General features: G+C 73.5%; 17 protein-coding genes, 1 tRNA gene and 1 riboswitch. Of the genes, 8 read left to right on the top strand and 10 right to left on the bottom strand.

The features are described 5' to 3' along the window. Nucleotides 1-32: 32 nt before the first annotated feature. Nucleotides 33-791, bottom strand: a complete 759-nt coding sequence (locus QI554_RS37830; RefSeq protein ID WP_281477005.1) for a YcnI family protein — start codon at nucleotides 789-791, stop codon at nucleotides 33-35. 251 nt (nucleotides 792-1,042) lie between these two features. Further along, nucleotides 1,043-1,804 (bottom strand): hypothetical protein, encoded by a 762-nt coding sequence (locus QI554_RS37825; protein ID WP_281477004.1) that lies wholly within the window; start codon nucleotides 1,802-1,804, stop codon nucleotides 1,043-1,045. A 284-nt stretch (nucleotides 1,805-2,088) separates the two neighbouring features. On the opposite strand from QI554_RS37825, the gene QI554_RS37820 reads away from it, so the two are divergent. Both QI554_RS37820 and QI554_RS37815 read left to right on the top strand, forming a co-directional pair. Next, nucleotides 2,089-2,532, top strand: coding sequence for an ATP-binding protein (locus QI554_RS37820; protein ID WP_281477002.1), 444 nt, complete (start codon nucleotides 2,089-2,091; stop codon nucleotides 2,530-2,532). 59 nt (nucleotides 2,533-2,591) lie between these two features. Then, nucleotides 2,592-4,853: a hypothetical protein gene (locus QI554_RS37815; protein ID WP_281477001.1), complete on the top strand. Its 2,262-nt coding sequence runs from the start codon at nucleotides 2,592-2,594 to the stop codon at nucleotides 4,851-4,853. On the opposite strand, the gene QI554_RS37810 is transcribed toward QI554_RS37815, so the two are convergent. Next, complete coding sequence (locus tag QI554_RS37810; protein ID WP_281477000.1) at nucleotides 4,800-6,263, bottom strand: MptA/MptB family glycosyltransferase; 1,464 nt, start codon at nucleotides 6,261-6,263, stop codon at nucleotides 4,800-4,802. The genes QI554_RS37815 and QI554_RS37810 overlap by 54 nt on opposite strands. 38 nt (nucleotides 6,264-6,301) lie before the next feature. Then, a complete protein-coding gene (locus tag QI554_RS37805) occupies nucleotides 6,302-7,153 on the bottom strand; it encodes a glycosyltransferase (protein WP_281476998.1) in 852 nt (283 codons plus the stop codon). A gap of 475 nt (nucleotides 7,154-7,628) precedes the next feature. Between QI554_RS37805 and QI554_RS37800 the strand changes: the two genes are divergently transcribed. From QI554_RS37800 to QI554_RS37790, 3 genes are all read left to right on the top strand, one after another. Beyond that, nucleotides 7,629-8,348 (top strand): bifunctional DNA primase/polymerase, encoded by a 720-nt coding sequence (locus QI554_RS37800; RefSeq protein WP_343230855.1) that lies wholly within the window; start codon nucleotides 7,629-7,631, stop codon nucleotides 8,346-8,348. A gap of 212 nt (nucleotides 8,349-8,560) precedes the next feature. Further along, nucleotides 8,561-9,337 carry a hypothetical protein gene (locus QI554_RS37795; protein WP_281476996.1) on the top strand — a complete coding sequence of 259 codons (777 nt, stop codon included), beginning with the start codon at nucleotides 8,561-8,563 and terminating at the stop codon, nucleotides 9,335-9,337. 157 nt (nucleotides 9,338-9,494) lie between these two features. Next, on the top strand, nucleotides 9,495-10,166 hold the full coding sequence (locus tag QI554_RS37790; protein WP_281476994.1) for a hypothetical protein: 672 nt from the start codon (nucleotides 9,495-9,497) through the stop codon (nucleotides 10,164-10,166). Nucleotides 10,167-10,654: 488 nt separating this feature from the next. Here QI554_RS37790 and QI554_RS37785 read toward each other — a convergent pair whose 3' ends face one another. From QI554_RS37785 to QI554_RS37770, 4 genes are all read right to left on the bottom strand, one after another. Further along, entirely contained in the window at nucleotides 10,655-11,620 is a 966-nt protein-coding gene (locus QI554_RS37785) for a DUF5926 family protein (RefSeq protein ID WP_281476992.1), read from the bottom strand. Nucleotides 11,621-11,770: 150 nt separating this feature from the next. Then, complete coding sequence (locus QI554_RS37780) at nucleotides 11,771-12,241, bottom strand: ATP-binding protein (RefSeq protein ID WP_281476990.1); 471 nt, start codon at nucleotides 12,239-12,241, stop codon at nucleotides 11,771-11,773. A gap of 246 nt (nucleotides 12,242-12,487) precedes the next feature. Continuing rightward, a complete protein-coding gene (locus tag QI554_RS37775; protein ID WP_281476989.1) occupies nucleotides 12,488-13,327 on the bottom strand; it encodes a glycerophosphodiester phosphodiesterase in 840 nt (279 codons plus the stop codon). A gap of 87 nt (nucleotides 13,328-13,414) precedes the next feature. Beyond that, nucleotides 13,415-14,803 (bottom strand): purine-cytosine permease family protein, encoded by a 1,389-nt coding sequence (locus QI554_RS37770; protein WP_281476987.1) that lies wholly within the window; start codon nucleotides 14,801-14,803, stop codon nucleotides 13,415-13,417. Further along, nucleotides 14,800-14,924, bottom strand: a riboswitch (TPP riboswitch). (Overlaps the previous gene by 4 nt.) Before the next feature lie 79 nt (nucleotides 14,925-15,003). Between QI554_RS37770 and QI554_RS37765 the strand changes: the two genes are divergently transcribed. From QI554_RS37765 to QI554_RS37755, 3 genes are all read left to right on the top strand, one after another. Continuing rightward, complete coding sequence (locus QI554_RS37765; RefSeq protein ID WP_281476985.1) at nucleotides 15,004-15,447, top strand: TFIIB-type zinc ribbon-containing protein; 444 nt, start codon at nucleotides 15,004-15,006, stop codon at nucleotides 15,445-15,447. A gap of 199 nt (nucleotides 15,448-15,646) precedes the next feature. Continuing rightward, on the top strand, nucleotides 15,647-17,275 hold the full coding sequence (locus tag QI554_RS37760; RefSeq protein ID WP_281476983.1) for a S1C family serine protease: 1,629 nt from the start codon (nucleotides 15,647-15,649) through the stop codon (nucleotides 17,273-17,275). Between the two features lie 90 nt (nucleotides 17,276-17,365). Next, nucleotides 17,366-17,454: transfer RNA gene (locus QI554_RS37755), tRNA-Ser, on the top strand. Nucleotides 17,455-17,656: 202 nt separating this feature from the next. On the opposite strand, the gene QI554_RS37750 is transcribed toward QI554_RS37755, so the two are convergent. Continuing rightward, nucleotides 17,657-18,094, bottom strand: a complete 438-nt coding sequence (locus tag QI554_RS37750) for a hypothetical protein (RefSeq protein ID WP_281476982.1) — start codon at nucleotides 18,092-18,094, stop codon at nucleotides 17,657-17,659. Further along, nucleotides 18,091-19,581 carry a glutamate/gamma-aminobutyrate antiporter GadC gene (gene gadC, locus QI554_RS37745; protein ID WP_281476980.1) on the bottom strand — a complete coding sequence of 497 codons (1,491 nt, stop codon included), beginning with the start codon at nucleotides 19,579-19,581 and terminating at the stop codon, nucleotides 18,091-18,093. The genes QI554_RS37750 and gadC overlap by 4 nt, the downstream gene beginning before the upstream one ends. Nucleotides 19,582-19,751 lie beyond the last annotated feature (170 nt).

Below are 19,751 nucleotides of genomic sequence, written 5' to 3'. Positions count from 1 at the left end.
GTTCTCCCGATCACGTGACGGTAGGGCGGTGGTTACGCGCGCGGACCCGCGGCGCGCGACGCGCGGAGGATGCCGAACGCGCCGACGGCGAGGCCGAGGACGCCGACGACGAGGCCGGCGACGCCGAGACCGCGCGCCGTGCTGTCGCTGCCGTCCGAGGACTTCGCGGCGGCCACGGTGAGGTTCTTGTCCGCCGGCGCGGGCTGCGCGGCCGGGGACGCGGCGGGCGTGCCGGCCGCACCGGCCTTGGGGACGAGCTTCAGGGTGGGGGCCGGCTTCTCCGGCTCCTTGCCGTCGGGGCCGGGCACGTCGATCCAGCGGACGACGTCGCCGTTGTCGTACGTCTGCAGCGCCTTGAAGACCAGCTTGTCGGTGTCGGTGGGCAGGGCGCCCATGGACACCTCGAAGTCCTCGTACTGGCCGGGGGCGATGCGCACGCCGGCGTTCGCCGTCCACGTCACCTTGGCGACCGCCTCGGTGATCTGCTTGCCGTGCGACGTGATCGGCGTGGCCAGCGGCCGCTTCTCGATGGTCGCCGTCCACCCCGCGAGCGGGCGGGTGCGGACGGACGTCAGCGGCTTGTCCTCGGGCAGCTGGACCTCGAGCTTGGTGGTGCCGGCCGCGTCGTTCTCGTTCGGGACGCGGAACGCGACGGCGGCGTAGCCGCCCTGCTCGGCCTGGACCGGCTGCACGGTGACGTGCGCGGACGCGGGCGCGGCGAGGGCGAGCACTGCGGCGACGGAGCCGGCGGTGAGGATCGCGGCACGGCGGCGCAGGGTGTTGAGCTGCATCGTTTCTGGACTCCAGGAGTGGGCGCACGCAGGGTCGCGGCCGCGCGGCGGAGTGCCGCGTTCGGGCGGGGCGTGCGGGGACCGGGTTGCCCGGGGCTCCGGACGGCGCTCAGGCGCCGGTCGACGAGTGCGTCGGCCGACTCGGCGCGCGGCCGGAAGGCGGGCGGGGCAGGATGCGCGGTCATGAGCCGCCTGCCGTCCCCGTTCCACCGAACGGGTGATTCCCCGGTCGCGGAGTCGCGTCCGGTTCGTCAGCAGGCGGTGGCGAACGCGGGCGGCCCGCGGCGCACGACGGCGTGCCGCAGCACGACCGGCCGCGGACCGGGTGTCGCACGGTCGAACGCGCGCACGGCCGGCGGGCGGTACCCCGTGCGGGGAACCCCGAACAGGACGGCCAGGACCACGCGCAGCGGCGCGGCCACCGTCGTGTGCAGCCGGTGCAGCAGGCCGAACAGCGCCGCCTCGCCCCGGCGCAGCCACCAGGCGGTGACCAGCGCGGCGAGGGCGTGCGCGGCGAGCATGCCGTACCCGCCGTCGAAGAGCATCGGGCCGATCGTGTGCCCTGCCGCGTGGCCGGAGCCGGGCGCGGGCAGCGCGTTGGGCGCGTCCGGGTTCAGCCCGGCCGCCGCCACGATCTCGCGGGCCGACCAGCCCTGGGGGAGCACGATGTGCCCGGCCGAGTCGCGGCTGCCGCACAGCAGCCGGTCGAGGAGCGTGGCGCCGCCGTGGTGGCCGGTCATCGCGGGGGCGGCCGCGGCCGCCATCCCGACGCTGAAGAGCGTGTGCAGGCCGATCTGGGCGAGCGCGAGCAGCGCGGCGATCCCGCCGAGCGACCGCTCGCGTCCGGCGGCCGCGAACGCGACCGCGAACACCGCCCCGAAGCCGGCGCCGACCGTCCACAGCGGCAGCGGCTCGCTGGTCATGAACGCGTGCCCGGCCGCCGACAGCGCGACGCACACCGCGGCGAACACGGCGGCGCGCGCGGCGCGAAGGGGCAGGGACACGGCGAGCATGACGCCCCATGCTCTCATCGCGCCCGCGCGCCACGAGCGCGGGTCCCCGATTCCGCCGCACCCTCCGCCGTACCGCCGTCCGAGGGACACCTGATGAAGGAGTTGGTGGAGATCCCTCGAATCCCGTACCGCGCGATACAGGACGCCTCTGCTGGGGAAAAATTCAATTGTTGACTTTCTATGGGATTTGGGTATATGCGCTGAGTCTCTCCCGCGAGACACCCGGATCCCGGCGCGGATCCTGAATGCGATCTTGAATGCGACCCTCTGAGCGGAGGCCGTTCATGGACATGCGGTGGACCGTCCACCTTCCCCGGGAGACGGCGAGCGTTCCCATGGTGCGGAGACTGCTGATGGGCGCCATGGAGACCGCCGGCGTGGACCCCGGAGTGGCCGCCGAGATCGGTCTGGCGCTGTCGGAGGCCTGCGCGAACGTCGTCGAGCACGCACGCGGCGCCAATCCCGAGGCCGAGTTCGAGGTCCGTGCCGGAATCACCGGCAACCGCTGCCGCGTCGAGGTCAGCGACACAGGCCCCGGGTTCAGCGCCGAACGATTGCGCACCCCGCTGCACCACATCGCCTCGACGGGCGCCGAGAACGGCCGGGGGCTGCTGCTGATCGAGGCCATGAGCGACCGCGTCCAACTGCGCAACCACCCGCGCAAGGGCGCGGTCATCCGTTTCGAGAAGTCGTTGCGCTGGCGCAAGGACGCACTGCTGCCCGTGTGAGACCTGGGCTCCGCATAGCCTGGTGCCGCCCGCACCGGACCGACGAGGAGCCCCGCACCGTGACGCCCCGCCCGACCAGGCCGCACCTCGCCGTGCTCGCCGCCTCGGTCGCCACGCTCCTCGCGACCGTCCTCGCGCTGCTGCCGGCGCCCTCCGCGGCCGCCGCCCCGGCCGTCGGCCCCGCGCCGACCGCGCCTGCCGCGTCGCCCGGCGTCGCGCCCGTCGCCGCGACCGAGCACGTCGTCTTCGTCGGCGTCCCCGGCCTCATGTGGTCGGACGTCACCGCCTCCGGCACGCCCAACCTGTACGCGCTCGTCGGCCGCAGCACCTCCGCCGCGCTGTCCGTGCGCACCCCCAACCTGCGCGGCTGCCCCAACGACGGCTGGCTCACCGTCGGCGCGGGCGTGCGCTCGACGGACAGCCACGCGCACGGCTGCGCGCTCCCCGTCGACCCGGTGGTCGGACCCGACGGCGGCCTGACCGTGCCGGAGATGCCGGCGATCTCCAAGCGCAACGACAAGTTCTCGTACGACCCGACGTTCGGCCTGCTGGCCGCCACGGTGGCCAAGGCGGGCCGGACCGTCACCGCGGTCGGCCCCGGCGCCGCGCTGGCGACCGCCGACGAGCACGGCCGCAGCCCCGCCGCCTACCTCCCGGACAGCACGGCCCTCGACACCGGCGCCATCGCCCGCAGCGCGCTGACGCTCGTCGACCTCGGCCCTGAGGCCGGCACCGCGGAGCCGGTCGGCGGCGACGGCCTGGCGCCGCGGTTCCAGCCCGACCGCGCCGAGCGGCTGCGGGCGTTCGACACCGCGCTGGGCCGCATCGCCGCGGCGCTGCCGCCGAACTCCCGGCTGGACGTGGCCGGCATCTCCGACGACGGCGGTGTCCCGCACCTGCGGATGTTCACCGTGGGCGGCCCGGCCCCGTTCGGCGGCGGTGTGCTCACCGCCACGTCCACCCGTTACGACGGCATGGTGCAGATCACCGACATCGCGCCCAGCCTGCTGTCCCAGCTCGGGATCGAGCAGCCGGAGGCGATGATCGGCGCGGTCGTCACCCGCACCGGAGGCCCGACCGGCGCCGCCGCCGTGCGCGAGCTCGGCCTGCTCGACGTCGGCGCGGCGGCCGCGCGGACCGTGCGCGAGAAGTACCAGTTCTTCACGTGGCTCACCCTGCTGCCGCTGCTGCTGTTCGGCATCGGCGTCGCGTGGTCCGGCCGCATGCGCCGCAACGGCGCCGCGCCGACGGCCCGCAAGCGGCTGCACCGAGGCATGCAGGTCCTCGGTGTCACGGTCGCGTCGGTGCCGGCCGCGACGTTCCTGGTCGCCCTGTTCCCCTGGGAGAAGGCCGGCAGCCCGGAGCTCGCGATCATCGGGCTCACCCTCGCCTGGACGGCGGTGCTCGCCGCGCTCGCGTTCGCGGGACCGTGGCGGCGTTCGCCCTACGGCCCCGCCGGGTTCGCCGCCGCGGCCACGGTCGCGGTGCTGGCCGGCGACGTGGCCACCGGGTCGCACCTGCAGATGAACACGATCTTCGGGCTCTCCCCGCTCGTCGCCGGACGGTTCTACGGCTTCGGCAACGTCGCCTGGTCGGTGTACGGCATGGTCGTCGTCCTCGCCGTCGCCTGGCCCGTCGGCCGTCTCCTCGACCAGGGCCGCAGGCGCGCGGCCGTGGCCCTGCTCGCCGGGTGCGGACTGGCCGCGATCGTGGTCAACGGATGGCCGGCGTTCGGCAGCGACTTCGGCGGCGTCCTCGCGCTCGTGCCCGGCTTCGCGGTCCTCGGCCTGCTGCTCACCGGCACGCGGATCTCGTGGATCAAGGTCGGGCTCATCGCGCTCGGCGCCGTCGCGACCATCACCGTCATCGCGGTCCTCGACTGGATGCGGCCCGCCGCCAGCCGCTCGCACCTGGGCAAGTTCGTGCAGCAGGTGCTCGACGGCGACGCGGGCAGCGTGCTGCACCGCAAGGTCGCGGCCAACCTCGGCACCTTCAACTCGCCCGTCAGCTACCTGATCCCGGTCGCGATGGTGCTGCTCCTCGTCGCCGTGCTCAACCCGCCCCGGCTGCGCGCCACGGCGCTGCCGCCCGCGTACGCCCGCGTGAGCTGGCTGCGCCCGGCGCTCATCGCGTGCTGGATCACCGCCGTCGTCGGCTACGCGGTCAACGACTCGGGGATACAGATCCCGTCGGTGGCCCTGCTGCTGGCCGTCCCCCTGGGCGCCGCCGTCCTCGCCGCGGTCGCCGCGGACGACGACACCGCCTCCTCAACCGGCGACGCGGCCCCGCCGCGCCCGCAGGCCCAGCCACAGCGCACCTAGCAGCAGCGCGACCCCGACGTACGGGCCGACCGTGCCGCGCACGGTCCGGGCGAACGCGTCGACCGCGTCCGGCAGCGGCACGGCGCGGCCCGGCACGTACGCGCACACCATGAACGCCGTGCGGGCCAGCAGCAGGCCGTCCGCCGCGCTCGCCGCCAGCACTGTGAACGGCGCCCAGGCCGCCACGTCGTACCAGGGCAGGCTGTACGGCGCGGTCAGCAGCCACGCCAGCGTCAACAGGGCGGCGGCGCCCACCGCGTCCGGCAGCACTGCCTCTCCTCCGAGCGGCCCGCGGCGCGCGGCCCGCGCGACGACCGGGGCCAGCAGCCAGGCGACGACGACGAGCAGCAGCCACCCGACGGCCCCGATCAGCGTGCGCGCGGTGTCCGGCGCGAGCACCGACTCCAACGGGTGCACCGTCAGCCGCAGCGCGGTCGCCAGCGAGACGAGCTTGCTGTTCTCCCGGATCTGGGCGAACGCGTCGGTGCCGACCGGGAGATAGGCCAGCACGCCGACCACGGCCGCGGAGCCGAGCAGCTGCGCGATCGCCTTCGGACGGCGGCGCAGACCCCAGACCAGGGCGAGCACGAACAGGCCGAGCGTCACCTTCGTCGCACACGCGAGACCGACCAGCACGCCGGCGAGCACGGGGGAACTGCGCACGGCGACCAGCGCCGCGACGGCGAACGCCACGGCGAACGCGTCCACATGCCCGGCGTTCACCGCCACGAACAGCAGGAGCGGGTTCAGCGACCACAGGAGCGCGACACGCGAGCGGGCACCGTGGTCGGGCCCGGCGAGCCGCTGGAGCAGCAGTCCGGTCAGCACGAAGGCGACCGCGCCGAGCAGGGTCAGCACGAACACTGTGGTGTGCGCCGACGTCCCGCCGATCCTGGACGCGAGCCACTGCTCGGCGGTCGCGAACGGGCCGTACACCGAAGGAGTGTCCTGCCACGGCGCCTCGACCGCCCGGCCCACCGGATCCCCGGCGCGGGCGAGGTCCGACGCCGTCTCGGTGTACGGGTTCCCGCCGGTCGCGGCCAGCCGCCCGTACGCCGCGTACACGAGATGGTCGGCCGACCCCATGGGCGGAACGAGAACGACAGCCCCCGCCGCGACCGCCCCGGCGACCGTGAGCCGCCGCGGATCAGGCGCCCACCCGGCCCGCAACGCGACCATCGCGAGCCCCAACCCGACGGCCCCGACCAGCGCCGACGCAAGCAACAACCCGGTGACCAGCCCTGCGGACGGCCCACCCCCGAGGTCGTACGGCGGCAACCACCCAGGCCCCCCAGGCACCGGCGGCTGCGCCGCCGACGTCCCGAGCAGCCCGGTGACGAGCAGCAGCCCGATCCCGACCCCAAGGCACACGAGTGACGCGCGCCCCTGACCTGCGGCGTTGTGTTTCACGTGAAACATCTCAGACGACCCACCACCCTGACGAGCCGTCAAGACCCCCCACCACCGGGCTCGCGGGACACCCCATCGCCCTCGACGGTGCCGCCGCTCGTTCCCGCGCGGAGCGCTCCGGGGAGGGCGCCCACCGCGCCGCGTTCGGCGAGGGCTCGGGCGACGTGGGCGTACTGCTTGGCGCGGTGGCGCTGGGCGGCCCAGTCCTTGCCGGTCACGCGGTGGTGGAGGTCGACCTCAACCTCGCACACCGGGTAACCCTGGCGGACCAGGTCGATCGTCAGGCCCGTCTCCACGCCGAAGCCGGCGGCGAGCGGGAGGGCCGCGTCGAATGCTTCGCGGGTCAGGCAGCGTTGGCCCGACAGCGGTTGGGTCGCGATGAAGCCGCTGGCCCGGCGGATGCCGTCGCGTGCGGCGCGGACGACGAAGCCGTGGCCGCCGCCTGCGCGCTTCTGCGGGGGGAGGACCGCGATCGACATCGCGGCCGTCCCCGCCCGTACCGGGTCGACGAGCGGGGCGGTGTTGGCGGCGCTCTCCTCCAGGTCGCCGTCCAGGAAGAGGAGCAGGTGCGCGGTCTCCGGCGTCCTCCGGCCCTCGCGTGCGTCGACGGCGGCCACCGCGGCGGCGCCGGTCTCCATCGCCGCGGCCTTGCCGCGGTTGCGGCCGTGGCGGACGACCACCGCGCCCGCCGCCGCCGCCGCGCGGACGGTGCCGTCCCGGGACCCGTCGTCGACCACGACGACCAGGTCCACCCCGTCGACGACCCGCGCGGCCCGGACCGTCGCGCCGATCCTGCGCTCCTCGTCGTGCGCCGGGATCACCACGGCGACCGGTGCCGCGCTCCGTGCGCCGTCCTCGAACGCGCCGCCTCCGGATGCCTGAAGTGCCATGGCAAGGGATCGTAGAACGTGTGATGCCTGTCTCGCCGGGCAGCCGGCAGGCGGGCGGCGCGGCGCGGCGGCGTGCCCGGACCTCGCGGAACGGGTACAAAAGATGAGGGAGGGAGACCCGTGGGGCCGCCCTGCCGACCACCAGTGGTGGACCGCGCCCGTGTCGGGTCCGTGGTCGACCCCGACCCCGAGGGCCGTCGCATCGACGCGGGGAACCTTGCGGCGTGACGATTCGTCATTCCAGAAGAAAAGAGCTGATCGGGTACTCCGCCCGGATGGCGCAGCAGTCGACAGGCCATCGCTCCGCCCATCCGCGCCACGGCGCGCCATATCCCGCCACCCGGGACGCGCGTGGTGCGCTGCGAAGTACCTTCGGCGCCCGCAGGCCAGCGGCGTGCGCACGCAATGCCCAGCATTTCCCGGCAGTTCCGGCAGTTTCCGGCAGGCTCACGGCTCACGGAAAGGAACGAGCGCCATGCTGCGCGAGATCCTCGGAAGGCGACGTAGGGAACGCTCCGCACTGCTCTCGGCCGCAGTGGCCTGCGCCCAGTGGCGCTGGGCCGTGGTTCCCGGGACCGGGTTCGACCGCTGGGCCTGCACGTGTGACTGCGGCCGCGACGACTGCCCCGTGCCCGGTGCGCATCCCGCTCCTCCCGTGCCGCTCGACGGGACGGCGCGCGGCCCTGGTGCCGCTGGTGCCGCCACTCCGCCCCCGCTGCTTGCGGCCAGTACTGACGAGCGCATGGTGCGCTGGTGGTGGTCACGCTTCCCGGACGCGCCGATCATCTTGGCGACCGGACGACGGGTCGCGGCGTTGAGCGTCCCGGAGGAGGCCGGCGTCCGCGCGTTGACCCAGTTGCGGCTGATGGGTGTGCGCACCGGACCTGTTGTGGCCGCGCCCGGACGGTACGGCTTCCTGGTGGCGCCGTACGCGTTGGACGAACTCGCCGATCTGCTCGACCGGTACGGCCTCGACCGCTACGGCGCCGTGCCGTTCACGTTGCGCTGCCACGGCGACGACGGCTACCTCGCGCTGCCGCCGTCGCGCGCGCCGGGCGGTGCGCTGCGTTGGGCGGTGGCGCCGGAGGCGTCCGTGGTGGGTGCGCCCGCGCCGTGGCTGCCGCAGGTCGCCGACCTGGTGCGGACACTGGTCGACACGTGCCATTCGGTGACGCAGGTCCGTCGTTCGGCGTGACCTCCTAGGCGATTCGGCGCACTGTTGCCGGGTGTTGCCGTTGACGGGCCGGTGATCGTTCCGCCGTGTGCGGGTGCCTTGTGCCGCTGCGGGCGTCCCGCGGTTTCGACACGGTGAGTCGCCTTCCGTTTCCGCGGAGTCGCGGCATGTCTCCCGCATCCGCCGCGGCGGCGGTAGCGTGAGTCCCGATCGGGCGGCTCGGGGAGGGCGGTATGCGTCAGCCGGACGGGTACGAATCCGGTGCCACGGGGGGATTCGCCGGGAGCGGTGCGCGGCTCGGGCACGAGCCGGGCGCGGGGGACGCCGAGGAGTGGGACGGGCGGCAGTTGCCGCCGACGGTGTCCACCGGGCTGGAGAGCCTCGCACGGCTGTGCGTCGACATGGACTTCGCGCTGGAGAGCGCCGACTTGGCCGTCGGCAAAGTGCGGGTCGCGTACGAGCGGGCCCGCCAGGACGAGTCGGAGGCCGTGTTCCGGCCCCGTACCTCGGTCGCGTGGCAGCTCGAGTCGCTGGTCTACGCGCACTTCAACGGCATACGGCGGCTGGCCTTCGAGCGCAACGCGGCTTACGCGTTGGCGGCCGCGGCCGTGCTGCAGGCGGTGGTGGACGGGCGCACCCCGTCCGACGACGACCTCGTGCCGGCGGGCGAGCCCGAGCAGATCCGCCAAGTCCTCGACGACGCCTCCGCGTTGCGTGCCCTGCTGCCGCGCCCGGTCACCGGCAACCGCGAGGTCGACGACGTGTTGACCGCCGCGCACGAGGCGGTCCTGCGCGCCCTCGGCGCCGCGGGCAGTCAGGAACTGCCGTGGCTCCAGGCCCACTTGCATCTGGCCGAGCTGGTGGCCGACCTGTCCGAGCTCGATCCGCCGGTGGCCACGGGCGAGCCGGGCATCAACCTGTCGTTGCGTGCGTACGCGCAGGGCTGCCACGGCGTGGTGCTGGGGCTGGCCCCGGGCGGCTGGCTGACGGTGAGTCCGGTACCGGGCTGAGCGGGTGTCCGCTGTGTGGCGTTCGGCGTAATCCTGTGGCAGGACCGCGACATCGGGTGATCGTCCGTGCACGGCGCAGGCGATAGGCTCACCTCCGCCAGGTGATCAGGCTCGGAATCCCGCGCTGACGGGGCCGGCCTTCGCGCGAGGAGACACCATGCAGCGGGCACGTACGGCACGCGTTCGCACGGCGGCGCTCGGCACCACGGTCGGGCTGTGCCTGATCATCCCCCTCGCGGCCGCCTCGGCGGATTCGGCGCACACCAAGAGCCCGTCCGCGGACGGCAAGCCGAGCCCGACGGCGACGGCGACGCCCAAGGGCACGCCGTCCGGCCATGACTTCGGCAACGGCGTGGCACCGGGCGGTGCGGAGGGCATCGACTCGGTCAAGCAGCTGCTCGCGCCGACGTCGGCCGCCGCGACGGGGGCCACGCCGGCCGCGTCCGCCTCGACGCCTCCGGCTCCGGCCGCTTCGGCCCCGGTGTCGAACGCGCTGTGCGGCAAGGCCGTGGAGGTGCCCGGCGGGGTGCGCGCGCAGACGTGTGTGGAGCGCGAGGGCGGCGAGATCTGGGCGCGTGTCTACTACCGCAACCCGACCCGGGACCCGCTGCTTCTGGTACTGAGCCTGCTGCGCCCCGACGCCGGCACGGTGCAGATCCGCTGCACGATCGACGCGGCGGCGGGCGACGGCCAGTGCGAGACGCCGCGGCTGCGTTCCGACGAGCCGCTGAGCGCGTGGTCGGCGGTCGCGGAGATCGCGACGGCGGACGGCTCGCGGAAGGTCCTGAGGTCCGGCACGGCGGCCGCGACGGGCATGGGGACCGGCTGAGGCCTGGAGCCCCGCCGGGGGCGCCGCGCGGGGCCCGCAACGGGCGCGGCGCGGCGCGAAAACGACCCCGGGCACGAAGACAAAAGGGCCCGGCCGCTGAAGACGGGGGATGCATCAGCGGCCGGGCTGGATCAAAGGTAACAGGCAACTTCCCAGTACCCAAGTCCGCGGCGGAATTGGACTAGGTCCAATGTGTTTCACGGGGTCCCGGGCCGGGAGTCCCGACTTGACGCGCTGCGAATCGGGGGCTCCCGAGGGCCCCCGAGGCCGTGTTCCCAGCGTTCTCCCAGGCTTCTCCCAGCCTTCCCCAAGGTTCGCCGAAACCCCTCACAAGGGGCGTTCCGGTCGACCCCGGGCGCGGCCGGAACCGGCCGGACGCGGAGACGGAAAACGCCGCGCGGGCCTCGTCTCCGAGGCCCGCGCGGCGTCCGTCTCCGCCCGCTGTCCGGGCGCGCCGACCGCGTCCCGCTACTGCCGTCCGGGGGCGGTCAGTTGAGGGTGATCTGCCGGTTCAGCAGTCCGTTGCGCGCGCTGCGCTGACGCGCCGTCAGCGGCGTCGTGTCGGCGAGGGCCTCGGCCAGCCGCTCGCGGAACTCGGCGGCCGGCTTCTCGACGTCGTCGGCGCTCATGCCGCTCGGCAGGTCCCAGACCGGCACCAGCAGGCCGTGCGCGCGGAAGGAGCCCACGAAGCGCGTGCCCTCGCCGAGCGACGACGCCTCGGCGGCGTGCAGCCGCGCGATCGCGTCCAGCAGCTCCTCCTCCGGGTGCGGCATGACCCAGCGCAGGTGATTCTTCTCACGCATGCTGCACCAGTAGGCGGCGTCGACCGAGGTGAGGCGCGCCGTCGGGGTCGCGGCCGCGTTCGCCCGCTCGAGGGACGCGGCGACCTCGCCGGTGGCCGACTCGGCGTCCTCGACCCAGAAGTCGAAGCCGGTGTGCACCGTCACGTCGAGCGGCGCGGCGGTGTCCAGCAGGTCCTGCAGGCGCGGACCGGCGGCCGGCAGCGGGCCGGGCGTGATCGGCGTGCCGTCCTCGACCGCGAGCGCGCGCTCGATGGCGTCCGCGAGGTCGCGGCTGACGTCGCCGGAGCTCGTGTGGGTCTGCAGGCCGATCAGGATCGCGCCGTTCTCGCGGCGCAGCGCGGGCCACGCCATCGGCAGCACGGTGGCCAGCGTGACGGGGGTGTCGGCGTTCTCGCCGACGAGCGTGAGCTGCGCCGTCGCGGCCGGCACCAGCTCGCGCAGCGCGACCCAGTCGCACTCGTTGGCGAGGCCCTCGAAGGGGCGGTGCACCAGCGTCTCGGCGGCCACCGCCGCCTCACGGCCGTGGCACGCCTTGTAGCGGCGGCCCGAGCCGCAGGGGCAGGGTTCGCGCCCGCCGACCACCGGGACGTCCTGCGCCGCGGTGCCTTGGTTCGTGCTCTGCTGGCCCTTCCGCGCGGCCTTCTTGCCCATGCTGAGATCTCTCCCGGTCGCGGATCGCGAATAGACGGACTGACTCGACTGCCTGACGACCGCGAGCGTAGTGCGCTCCAGGCAATTGGCCCATTCCGCGACGCCGTGGCGTGGTCCGCGGGCGAAATCCGCGGGCCGGCCGGGCGGCGGTCAGCCGTCCAGCGGCTCCACCGCGTCGAAGTCGAAGTCCCACGTCTCGTCCGCGGCGCTGCCCGTGCCGGCGCGCTCACCGGTGGACAGCAGCGCCCACACGGTCACCTCTTCGCCGCCGCCGCGTACCCCCCAGTCGGAGGCCAGCGCGTCGATGATGGACAGCCCGCGGCCGCCACGCGCGGTCAGCGACGGGCTGGACTGCCGCGGCCGGGTCGGGCCGCCGCCGTCCGTCACCTCGATGGCGAGCAGGTTGTCGTCGCGCACCGCCCACGCGGCCCGGACGCTGCCGGACGGCAGCGCGTGCGCGTGCTTGAGGGCGTTGCTCAGCAGCTCGGACAGGACGAGCGCGGCGTCGTCCACGACGAGGGGGTCGACACCACGGTCGGTGAGGTCGGCGATCAGCCGGTGCCGGGCGGCTCCGACGCCGACGGAGGCGTGCGGGACGAGTACAGCCTCAGAATCGGGCACCCCACGGGCCACGACCATTGCCACCCCCGGACCTCCTTCTCACCCACACGTCGGGCATGGGATGCCCGGTGCGCGTCGCTCGGAAACAGTTCCGTCGGCCCGCGCGGGCGGTGCGACGGTCGGGTCTCCGGCCGGTCCGCGCGGCTGTGGCGCGGGCCGGCGACGGCGTACACCGGCGTACGCACACATTTCTACCTGGTGTGCACGTGCATACCCGAGAAGGCGGCGACGGGTGATGAGGAGTTGTTATCGAGTGGGTTGACGGGAGACCTGGCTGAGCACCGTTCCTGGACGGTTGGTGATGATCGCGTCGACGCCGAGTTGCAGGCACAGGTCGACGTCGTCGGGCCGGTCGACGGTCCACACGTGGACCCGGTGTCCGGCCCGGTGCAGCCGCGCGACGAAGCGCGGGTGGGCGCGGACGATCTCGATGCTGGGGCCCGCGATGCGGACCCCCTTGGGGAGCGTGCCGTCGCGGAAGCGCAGCGGGACCCGCTCCATCAGGAACACGGTGGGCAGGCGCGGCGCCAGCGTGCGCATCCGGCGCAGCGACATCTGGGAGAAGCTCATGACCCGCACCGGCGAGCGGACGCCCTCGACGGGATGGGCCAGGCCGAACCGGTCGAGCAGCTCCACCAGGCGCCGCTCGACCAGGCCCGCGTAGCGGGTCGGGTGCTTGGTCTCGATCGCCAGCTCGACGCGGCGCCCCGCGTCGACGACCAGCTGCAGCAGGCGGTCGAGGGTGAGGACGGACGTGCGGTCCCAGTCCGGCGCCTCGACGTCGGAAGCGTGCTCGCCGCCCTCCTTCCACGACCCGAAGTCGAGCGCGGCGAGGTGGGACAGCTCGAGGGTGGACACGAGGCCGCGGCCGTTTGAGGTGCGGTTGATGCGGCGGTCGTGGACGCAGACCAGGTGCCCGTCCGCGGTCAGGCGCACGTCGCACTCCAGCGCGTCGGCGCCGTCGTCGATCGCTTTCACGTACGCGGCCAGGGTGTGTTCGGGCACGTCCTCGGACGAGCCCCGGTGGGCGACCACCTGGACGGCGGCGCCCGGCGTCTGGGGGGACGACGCGGCGGGAGAGGTCACGACCTCATCGTGCCACCTCGTCCCCAACTGCAGGTGACCAGTCGTCGACGTCGGGTGGTCGGTGCGGGGAGATCGGCGTGCGGGGCGTCAGCCGGCGGGCGCCGTGCGCGCCCGGTCGATCCGGACCAGGGCGAGTGTGCCGAGCGCGGAGGCGGCGAACGAGAAGAGCGTGGCGGAGGTCCAGCTCTGCGGGTGGACGTGCAGCGCGTCCTGGGCCTTCGTCCAGAAGTCCGCCCACCAGCCGATCGTGCCGGGGTTGATGAGCTGGTAGACGGCGAAGCCGAGGATCCACGGCAGCAGCATCGCCCAGCGCGCGGGGGCGTCCTGGCGCAGGTTCCAGGAGGCCCGGCCGCGGCCGAGGAACCAGTCGACGGCGGTGACGCCGAGGAGCGGGACGAAGACCGAGCCGATCAGGTAGAGGAAGCTCTCGTACTTGGAGAAGTCGTCGACCTGGGTGGCCAGGCCGGTCACCAGGGCGCCGACGGCCAGGGATATGACGCGGCGGTCGACGCGCGGGACCAGGTTCTGCAGGGACATCGCCGTCGAGTAGACGTTGGCGAAGCTCTGGTCGACCTCGCGCACGACGAGGACGGCGAAGAACACCCAACCGGCCGAGATGCCCAGCAGCGTCTGGAAGATGTCGCCGTTCTCGGGGGTCTGCGCGAGCGCGAGGATGCCGAGCAGGCTGCACCACACGCCGGTCGTCGTGTAGCCGCCGAGGGTGCCCCAGAACGCCTGCTTGGCGCCGCGCGAGTGGCGCGTGTAGTCGGACGCGAGCGGCACCCAGGAGACGGCGAGCGCGACGGACGCGTCGACGACCGGGAGGAAGCCGGACCAGGAGCCGTCGTTCAGGTCGGGCACGCCCGCGCGGACCAGCTGGACGGAGAAGTAGAGCATCGCGACGCCGACGGCGACCGTGACGTACCGGCGCAGGATGCGCAGCATGCCCAGGGGGCGGATCGTCATCAGCGTGGTGAGCGCGCCCGCCGCGACGATGTAGATCCAGTGCGGCCCTGCGTCGTCCGCGAAGTGCTTCACCAGGGTCTCGGAGCCCATCGCGATGACGGTCAGCTCGAAGACGCCCCAGCCGACGCACTGGATGATGTTCATCGCGGTCGGCAGGTAGGACAGCTTGGTGCCGAAGAGGCCGCGCAGCAGCGCCATCGCGGGCGCGCCGGTCGCGGCGCCCGGCAGGCCGGAGACGGCGACCATCGCGGTGCCGACCACGGTGCCGACGGTGATGGCGACCGTCGCGGCGATCAGCGACAGCTGCGGGTAGCCCTCGGGGGCGAGGAACGCGGCGGCGCCGCTGAAGCCGATGAGGCTGACGCCCAGGTTCGCCCAGAACGCGAACTGGTCGCGGAAGCCGAGCGTCTTCGGCGTCTCGGCGGCGGTGTCGAGGACGAGCGGGGCCTCGACCGATCCGGGCGTGGCCGCCGAATTCGGGCGCGCGTCGTCTATGGCAGGAGCCGACATGGCTCTCTCCTTCTCCCTACGCCGGCATTACCCGGACAGGTTCGAGCGGTCGGCGGCCCCGGGAGCCACAGCTCCCAGCCGCCCTCTCAGCCCGGTGGTCCGAGCTCCCGCGTGTGGTGAGGATGAGCACAGTACGCCCAGAACGGATCCGCGCCCAGGGGCGGGGTCCAGAAACGGTTCTTCGCGAGTACGTTGGCGGGATGAATAACCTCACCTGCCCGCGGTGCCGCGGCATGATGCAGACGTTCCAGCGCGCCGGTGTCAGCGTCGACCAGTGCACCCAGTGCCGGGGGATCTTCCTGGACCACGGCGAGCTCGAGCACATCATGAACGCCGAGCGCAGCTGGGGCGCGCAGCAGTACCCGCAGGGGCAGGCGTACCCGCAGCCCGGCGGCTACCCGCAGCAGGCGCCCCCGCCGCCCGGGTACGGCGCCCCGGCCCCCGCCTACGGCGTGCCCGCCCCGCAGCACGGCGCCCCCGTGCACCAGCAGGGCCACGCCTACTACGGCCACGGCAAGCACGGCGGCCACGGCGGCTACTACGGGCACAAGAAGCACGGCTCGCACGGCGGCTACTACGGACACAAGAAGCACGGTGGCCACTACGGGCACCGCCGCAGCTTCATCCAGGAGCTGTTCGACTGATTCGACTGATCGGCGGCTTCGCCCCGGACTGGTCGCCGCGCCGCCGCCGCGCCGTCGCGTCGCCGGGCGGCGCGGGCACCCCTGCCGGATAATCACGGGATAAAGAACCCGGGCCCCACGAGCCTTGGGTCCTAACCGTGTTCCGACAGGCCATCGGGAACCCTGGAGGGGCAGAGTTGCCGATGAGTGGAGGATTCGAGTGAGCGACGAACGCGAGGTCACCGGCCGCACGCCGGTGCCGGGGGAGGACAGCAGCCTCGCGCCGTCCGAGCCCGAGGCATTCCCGAAGGCCGCGGCGCCCGAGGGCGAGACCGTCGAGGCCGCGGCCGTGCCACGCCCGGAGGCGGCTCCGGAGGCCCCGGCCGCCGCACCACCCGTACCTGCCGCACCGCCCGCGGCCGAGGCCGAGAAGCCGGCGCCGGCCGCGCCCGCCGCTCCGCCCGCGACCCCGCCCGCCGCTCCTACCGCTCCCGCCGCGGAGCCGAGCACGGCGGTCCTCGACGCGGTCGCGCCCGAACCGGCGGCCGTCGGGGCCGAGTCCGGTACCGAGGCGGCCGCCGCGTCGGCAGCGGCCGGCCTGCCCGGCACCGCCACCCAGGCGGGCGGCGGCGCCGTGCCGCCGTTCGGCATGCCGCCGACCGCGCCCTACCCGGGCTACCCCGGCTTCGGCGCCCCGGCGCCCGCGAAGAAGCGCCGCCCCAGCCCGATCGTGGTCACCGCGCTCGTCACCGCGCTGCTCGCCGGCGGCGTCGGCGGCGGCATCGGCGCGTGGATCGCCGACCGCGACAACGGCTCGTCGTCGTCCACCGTCAACACCAACAACGGCCCGGTCGACCCGGCGGCGCTGCAGCGCGCGCCCGAGTCCGTCGCGGGGATAGCGGCCAAGTCGCTGCCCGGCACGGTCACCATCAAGACCAAGGGCGGCTCCGGCATGGGCGCCCAGGAGGGCACCGGCGCGGGCTTCGTGCTCGACGACCAGGGCCACATCCTGACCAACAACCACGTGGTGTCGCTCGCGGCCGGCGGCGGCGACCTGACCGTCACGTTCTCCGACGGCCGCACGGTGCCCGGCAAGATCGTCGGCCGCGCCGAGGGCTACGACCTCGCGGTGGTCAAGGTCGACGGCGTCACCGGCCTCAAGCCGCTGCCGCTGGGCGACAGTTCGGCCGCCGCGGTGGGCGACCCGGTGCTGGCCATCGGCTCGCCGTACGGCCTCGACGGCACCGTCACCACCGGCATCGTCAGCGCCAAGAACCGCCCGGTGGCGTCCGGCGACCAGCAGCAGGTGTCGTACATGAACGCGCTGCAGACCGACGCGTCCATCAACCCCGGCAACTCCGGCGGCCCGCTGCTGGACGCGCAGGGCCGCGTCATCGGCGTCAACTCCGCGATCCGCTCGGCGGGCAGCGGCTCCGACCAGTTCGGCGGCCAGCAGCAGGCCGGCAGCATCGGCCTCGGCTTCGCGATCCCGATCAACCAGGCCAAGTGGGTGGCCGACACGCTGATCCAGACCGGCAAGCCGGTGTACGCGCAGGTCGGCGTCATCCCCGACCCGTCGTACAAGGGCGTCGGCGCCCGCATCCGCCCGAGCGCGGCCCAGGGGCAGGCGCCGGTCACCCCCGGCGGCCCCGCCGACAAGGCCGGCCTCAAGGCGGGCGACGTCATCACCAGGCTCGGCGACCGCCCGGTCACCGGCTACGAGGAACTGTTCAGCGAGATCTGGAGCCACCGCCCGGGCGAGACCATCAAGGTCACGTACCAGCGCGACGGCAAGGAGGCCACCACGGACCTCACGCTCGGCCAGCGCGAGGGCGACCAGACCCGCTGACACACGGCGCCGCCGGAGCGAATCCCCGGTGATCGCGCGCCCCGCGCGTGAGACACTGTCCAGGCCCGCGAACCACTGGAACGCGGGCCTGGAGGGCTCGCCTAGTGGCCGATGGCGGCGGTCTTGAAAACCGCTATGGCTGGTGACAGTCATCGTGGGTTCGAATCCCACGCCCTCCGCAGGGCACGGTGTTTCGCGCAGATGCGTACAGAGGGGCGGGGGGGGGGGGGGGGGGGGGGGGGGGGGGGCGCGCCGCCCCGCCGGGGGGGGGGCCCCCCCCCCCGGGGGGGCCCCCCCCCCCCCCGCCCCTCTGGCGTGTGCCGATCCGTTGTGCGGGTGGAAGCGGCCGCGGTGCGCGTCGCGCACCGCGTCGGCTGCCGGTCAGCCCCGGACGGTGTTCCCCGTCTTGAGGTCGTCGATCTTGCGCTGGTAGGCGTCGAGCTTGTCCGGGCAGTACACCCGGACGACTTCGGCGCCCGCTTGGAGGATCCGCTGGTCGGCGATGATCGGGCGCATGCCGGGGCCGCCCGCGCCGTTGGCGAGCTGGGTCAGCCACAGGCCGCGCCGGAGCGAGGAGTTCGGGTCCGCGCAGACCGAACCGCCGTTGGTGCCGAGGAGCTGCGCGATGTTGTTGACGTTGAACGGGCGGAACCCCTTGGCGACGAGCGCGTCGTTGAGCTGGTTCGCCTTGGCGTACGCCTTGTTGGTCGCGCGCTGCTGCGTGTAGGTGAGCAGGCCGGCGATCGCCAGGCCGACCAGCACCACGATCGACGTGATGTAGATCCATTTGTGCTCGGAGGCCATCCGCGTCGGGCTCATGCCACACCTCCGTCGACCGCGGCGTTGTCGGCGTCGGGAAGCCGCCAACTGGGTTTGCGGGCAAGGAGGAACGCGCCGGGGATCACGACGCCGAGCAGCAGCAGGCCGCCGGCGACGATGCCGATGTACGCCCAGACGCTGCCGCCGCCGAACTGCGACGACGGCACGAACCCGATCACCATCGCCAGTGCCGAGGACACGAAGCCGACGACGCAGATGACGGTGAGCAACGGCGCCCGATAGCCGCGCGGATGATCGGGCTGCTTGCGCCGCAGCTGGACGGCGGCGGCGAACATGAGCAGGTACATGATCAGGTAGACCTGCGTGGTGATGACCGAGAAGATCCAGTACACGCTGGAGACGTTCGGGATCAGCGCGTAGAACAGGGCGATCACCGTGGTGACCAGTCCCTGCGTCACGAGGATGTTCTGCTGGACGCCGTTGCGATTGAGCTTCTGCAGGAACGGCGGCAGGTAGCCCTCCTGGCGCGAGATCAGCAGCAGGCCCTTGGACGGACCGGCCAGCCACGTCAGCATGCCGCCGACCGACGCGGCGCACAGGCCCACCGCGACGATGGGGACCAGCCACCCCACGTGGAAGTACTGGAAGAACGCGTCGAACGCCTGCATGACGCCCGCCGTCAGGCTCAGCTGGCTCGACGGGATGACCCAGCTGATCGCCAGCGCGGGCAGGATGAAGATCAGCAGCACCATGCCCATGGCCAGGAACATCGACTTGGGGAACTGCTTCGCCGGGTCCTGGAGTTTGTTCACGTGGACGGCGTTCATCTCCATGCCGGAGTAGCTGAGGAAGTTGTTGACGATCAGCACCAGGCTGGCCACGCCCGTCCACTGGGGGAAGAAGTTCGCCGCGTCCATCGGCGCGGCCGACGGGTTCCCCTGTCCGAGGAAGACCATGCCGAGCACGACGAGCAGGGCGCCGGGGATCAGGGTGCCGATGATGAGGCCGAGCTTCGCCAAGCCCGCGACCGCTGTCGTGCCGCGCGACGAGATCCAGACCCCGGTCCAGTAGACGACGACGATCACGATCGCCGTATAGACGCCGTTGTTGGCCAGGCTCGGGTTGATCACGTAGGCGATGGTGCTGGCCACGTAGGCGAGCAGGCTCGGGTAGTAGAAGATCGTCATCGCGAACTGGCACCACACGGCGAGGAAGCCCAGCGGCTTCGACAGGCCCTGGGCCACCCAGTTGTAGACGCCGCCGTTCCACCCCGACGCCAGTTCCGCCGACACGAGCGCGGTCGGCAGCAGGAACACGACGGCCGGCCCGAGATAGAGGAAGACGCAGGCGAGGCCGTAGACGGCCATGGTCGGCGCCGCACGCAGGCTGGCGACCGAGCTGGTCGTCATCATCGCGAGCGTCACCCATGTGATCCACTGCGGCGCCGCGCCGGCGCGCGCTACCGCCTCGGTCCGGGAGCGGCGGGCGCCACCGGCGTCGTCGCTCGGTACGTCCAAGGTGCTCATCAGGCGCCTCCTCGTAGGCCGACGGCGCCCGCAGGCGGCACGGGCATGGCTGACGCCTGCGCGTACCCGCCCCGTCGACGCACACGCCGTCCGGACGGCCGAGGTCCCCCGAATGACCGAACGTGGCACAGCCGAGGCCGTGCCACGGGTCCTCGGTCGACAGGACGGCC

The organism is Yinghuangia seranimata, from assembly GCF_029953285.1.
Classification (GTDB): Bacteria; Actinomycetota; Actinomycetes; order Streptomycetales; family Streptomycetaceae; genus Yinghuangia; species Yinghuangia seranimata.
Note: the sequence above shows the minus strand (reverse complement) of the source record. Positions and strands in the feature narration are given on the sequence as shown.

Excerpts from the sequence above, each read along its gene's own strand:
- QI554_RS37830 (WP_281477005.1), bottom strand. The coding sequence starts at position 791 with ATGCAGCTCAACACCCTGCGCCGCCGTGCCGCGATCCTCACCGCCGGC.
- QI554_RS37825 (WP_281477004.1), bottom strand. The coding sequence starts at position 1,804 with ATGCTCGCCGTGTCCCTGCCCCTTCGCGCCGCGCGCGCCGCCGTGTTC.
- QI554_RS37820 (WP_281477002.1), top strand. The coding sequence starts at position 2,089 with ATGGACATGCGGTGGACCGTCCACCTTCCCCGGGAGACGGCGAGCGTT.
- QI554_RS37805 (WP_281476998.1), bottom strand. The coding sequence starts at position 7,153 with ATGGCACTTCAGGCATCCGGAGGCGGCGCGTTCGAGGACGGCGCACGG.
- QI554_RS37800 (WP_343230855.1), top strand. The coding sequence starts at position 7,629 with ATGCTGCGCGAGATCCTCGGAAGGCGACGTAGGGAACGCTCCGCACTG.
- QI554_RS37795 (WP_281476996.1), top strand. The coding sequence starts at position 8,561 with ATGCGTCAGCCGGACGGGTACGAATCCGGTGCCACGGGGGGATTCGCC.
- QI554_RS37790 (WP_281476994.1), top strand. The coding sequence starts at position 9,495 with ATGCAGCGGGCACGTACGGCACGCGTTCGCACGGCGGCGCTCGGCACC.
- QI554_RS37785 (WP_281476992.1), bottom strand. The coding sequence starts at position 11,620 with ATGGGCAAGAAGGCCGCGCGGAAGGGCCAGCAGAGCACGAACCAAGGC.
- QI554_RS37770 (WP_281476987.1), bottom strand. The coding sequence starts at position 14,803 with ATGTCGGCTCCTGCCATAGACGACGCGCGCCCGAATTCGGCGGCCACG.
- QI554_RS37765 (WP_281476985.1), top strand. The coding sequence starts at position 15,004 with ATGAATAACCTCACCTGCCCGCGGTGCCGCGGCATGATGCAGACGTTC.
- QI554_RS37750 (WP_281476982.1), bottom strand. The coding sequence starts at position 18,094 with ATGAGCCCGACGCGGATGGCCTCCGAGCACAAATGGATCTACATCACG.
- gadC (WP_281476980.1), bottom strand. The coding sequence starts at position 19,581 with ATGAGCACCTTGGACGTACCGAGCGACGACGCCGGTGGCGCCCGCCGC.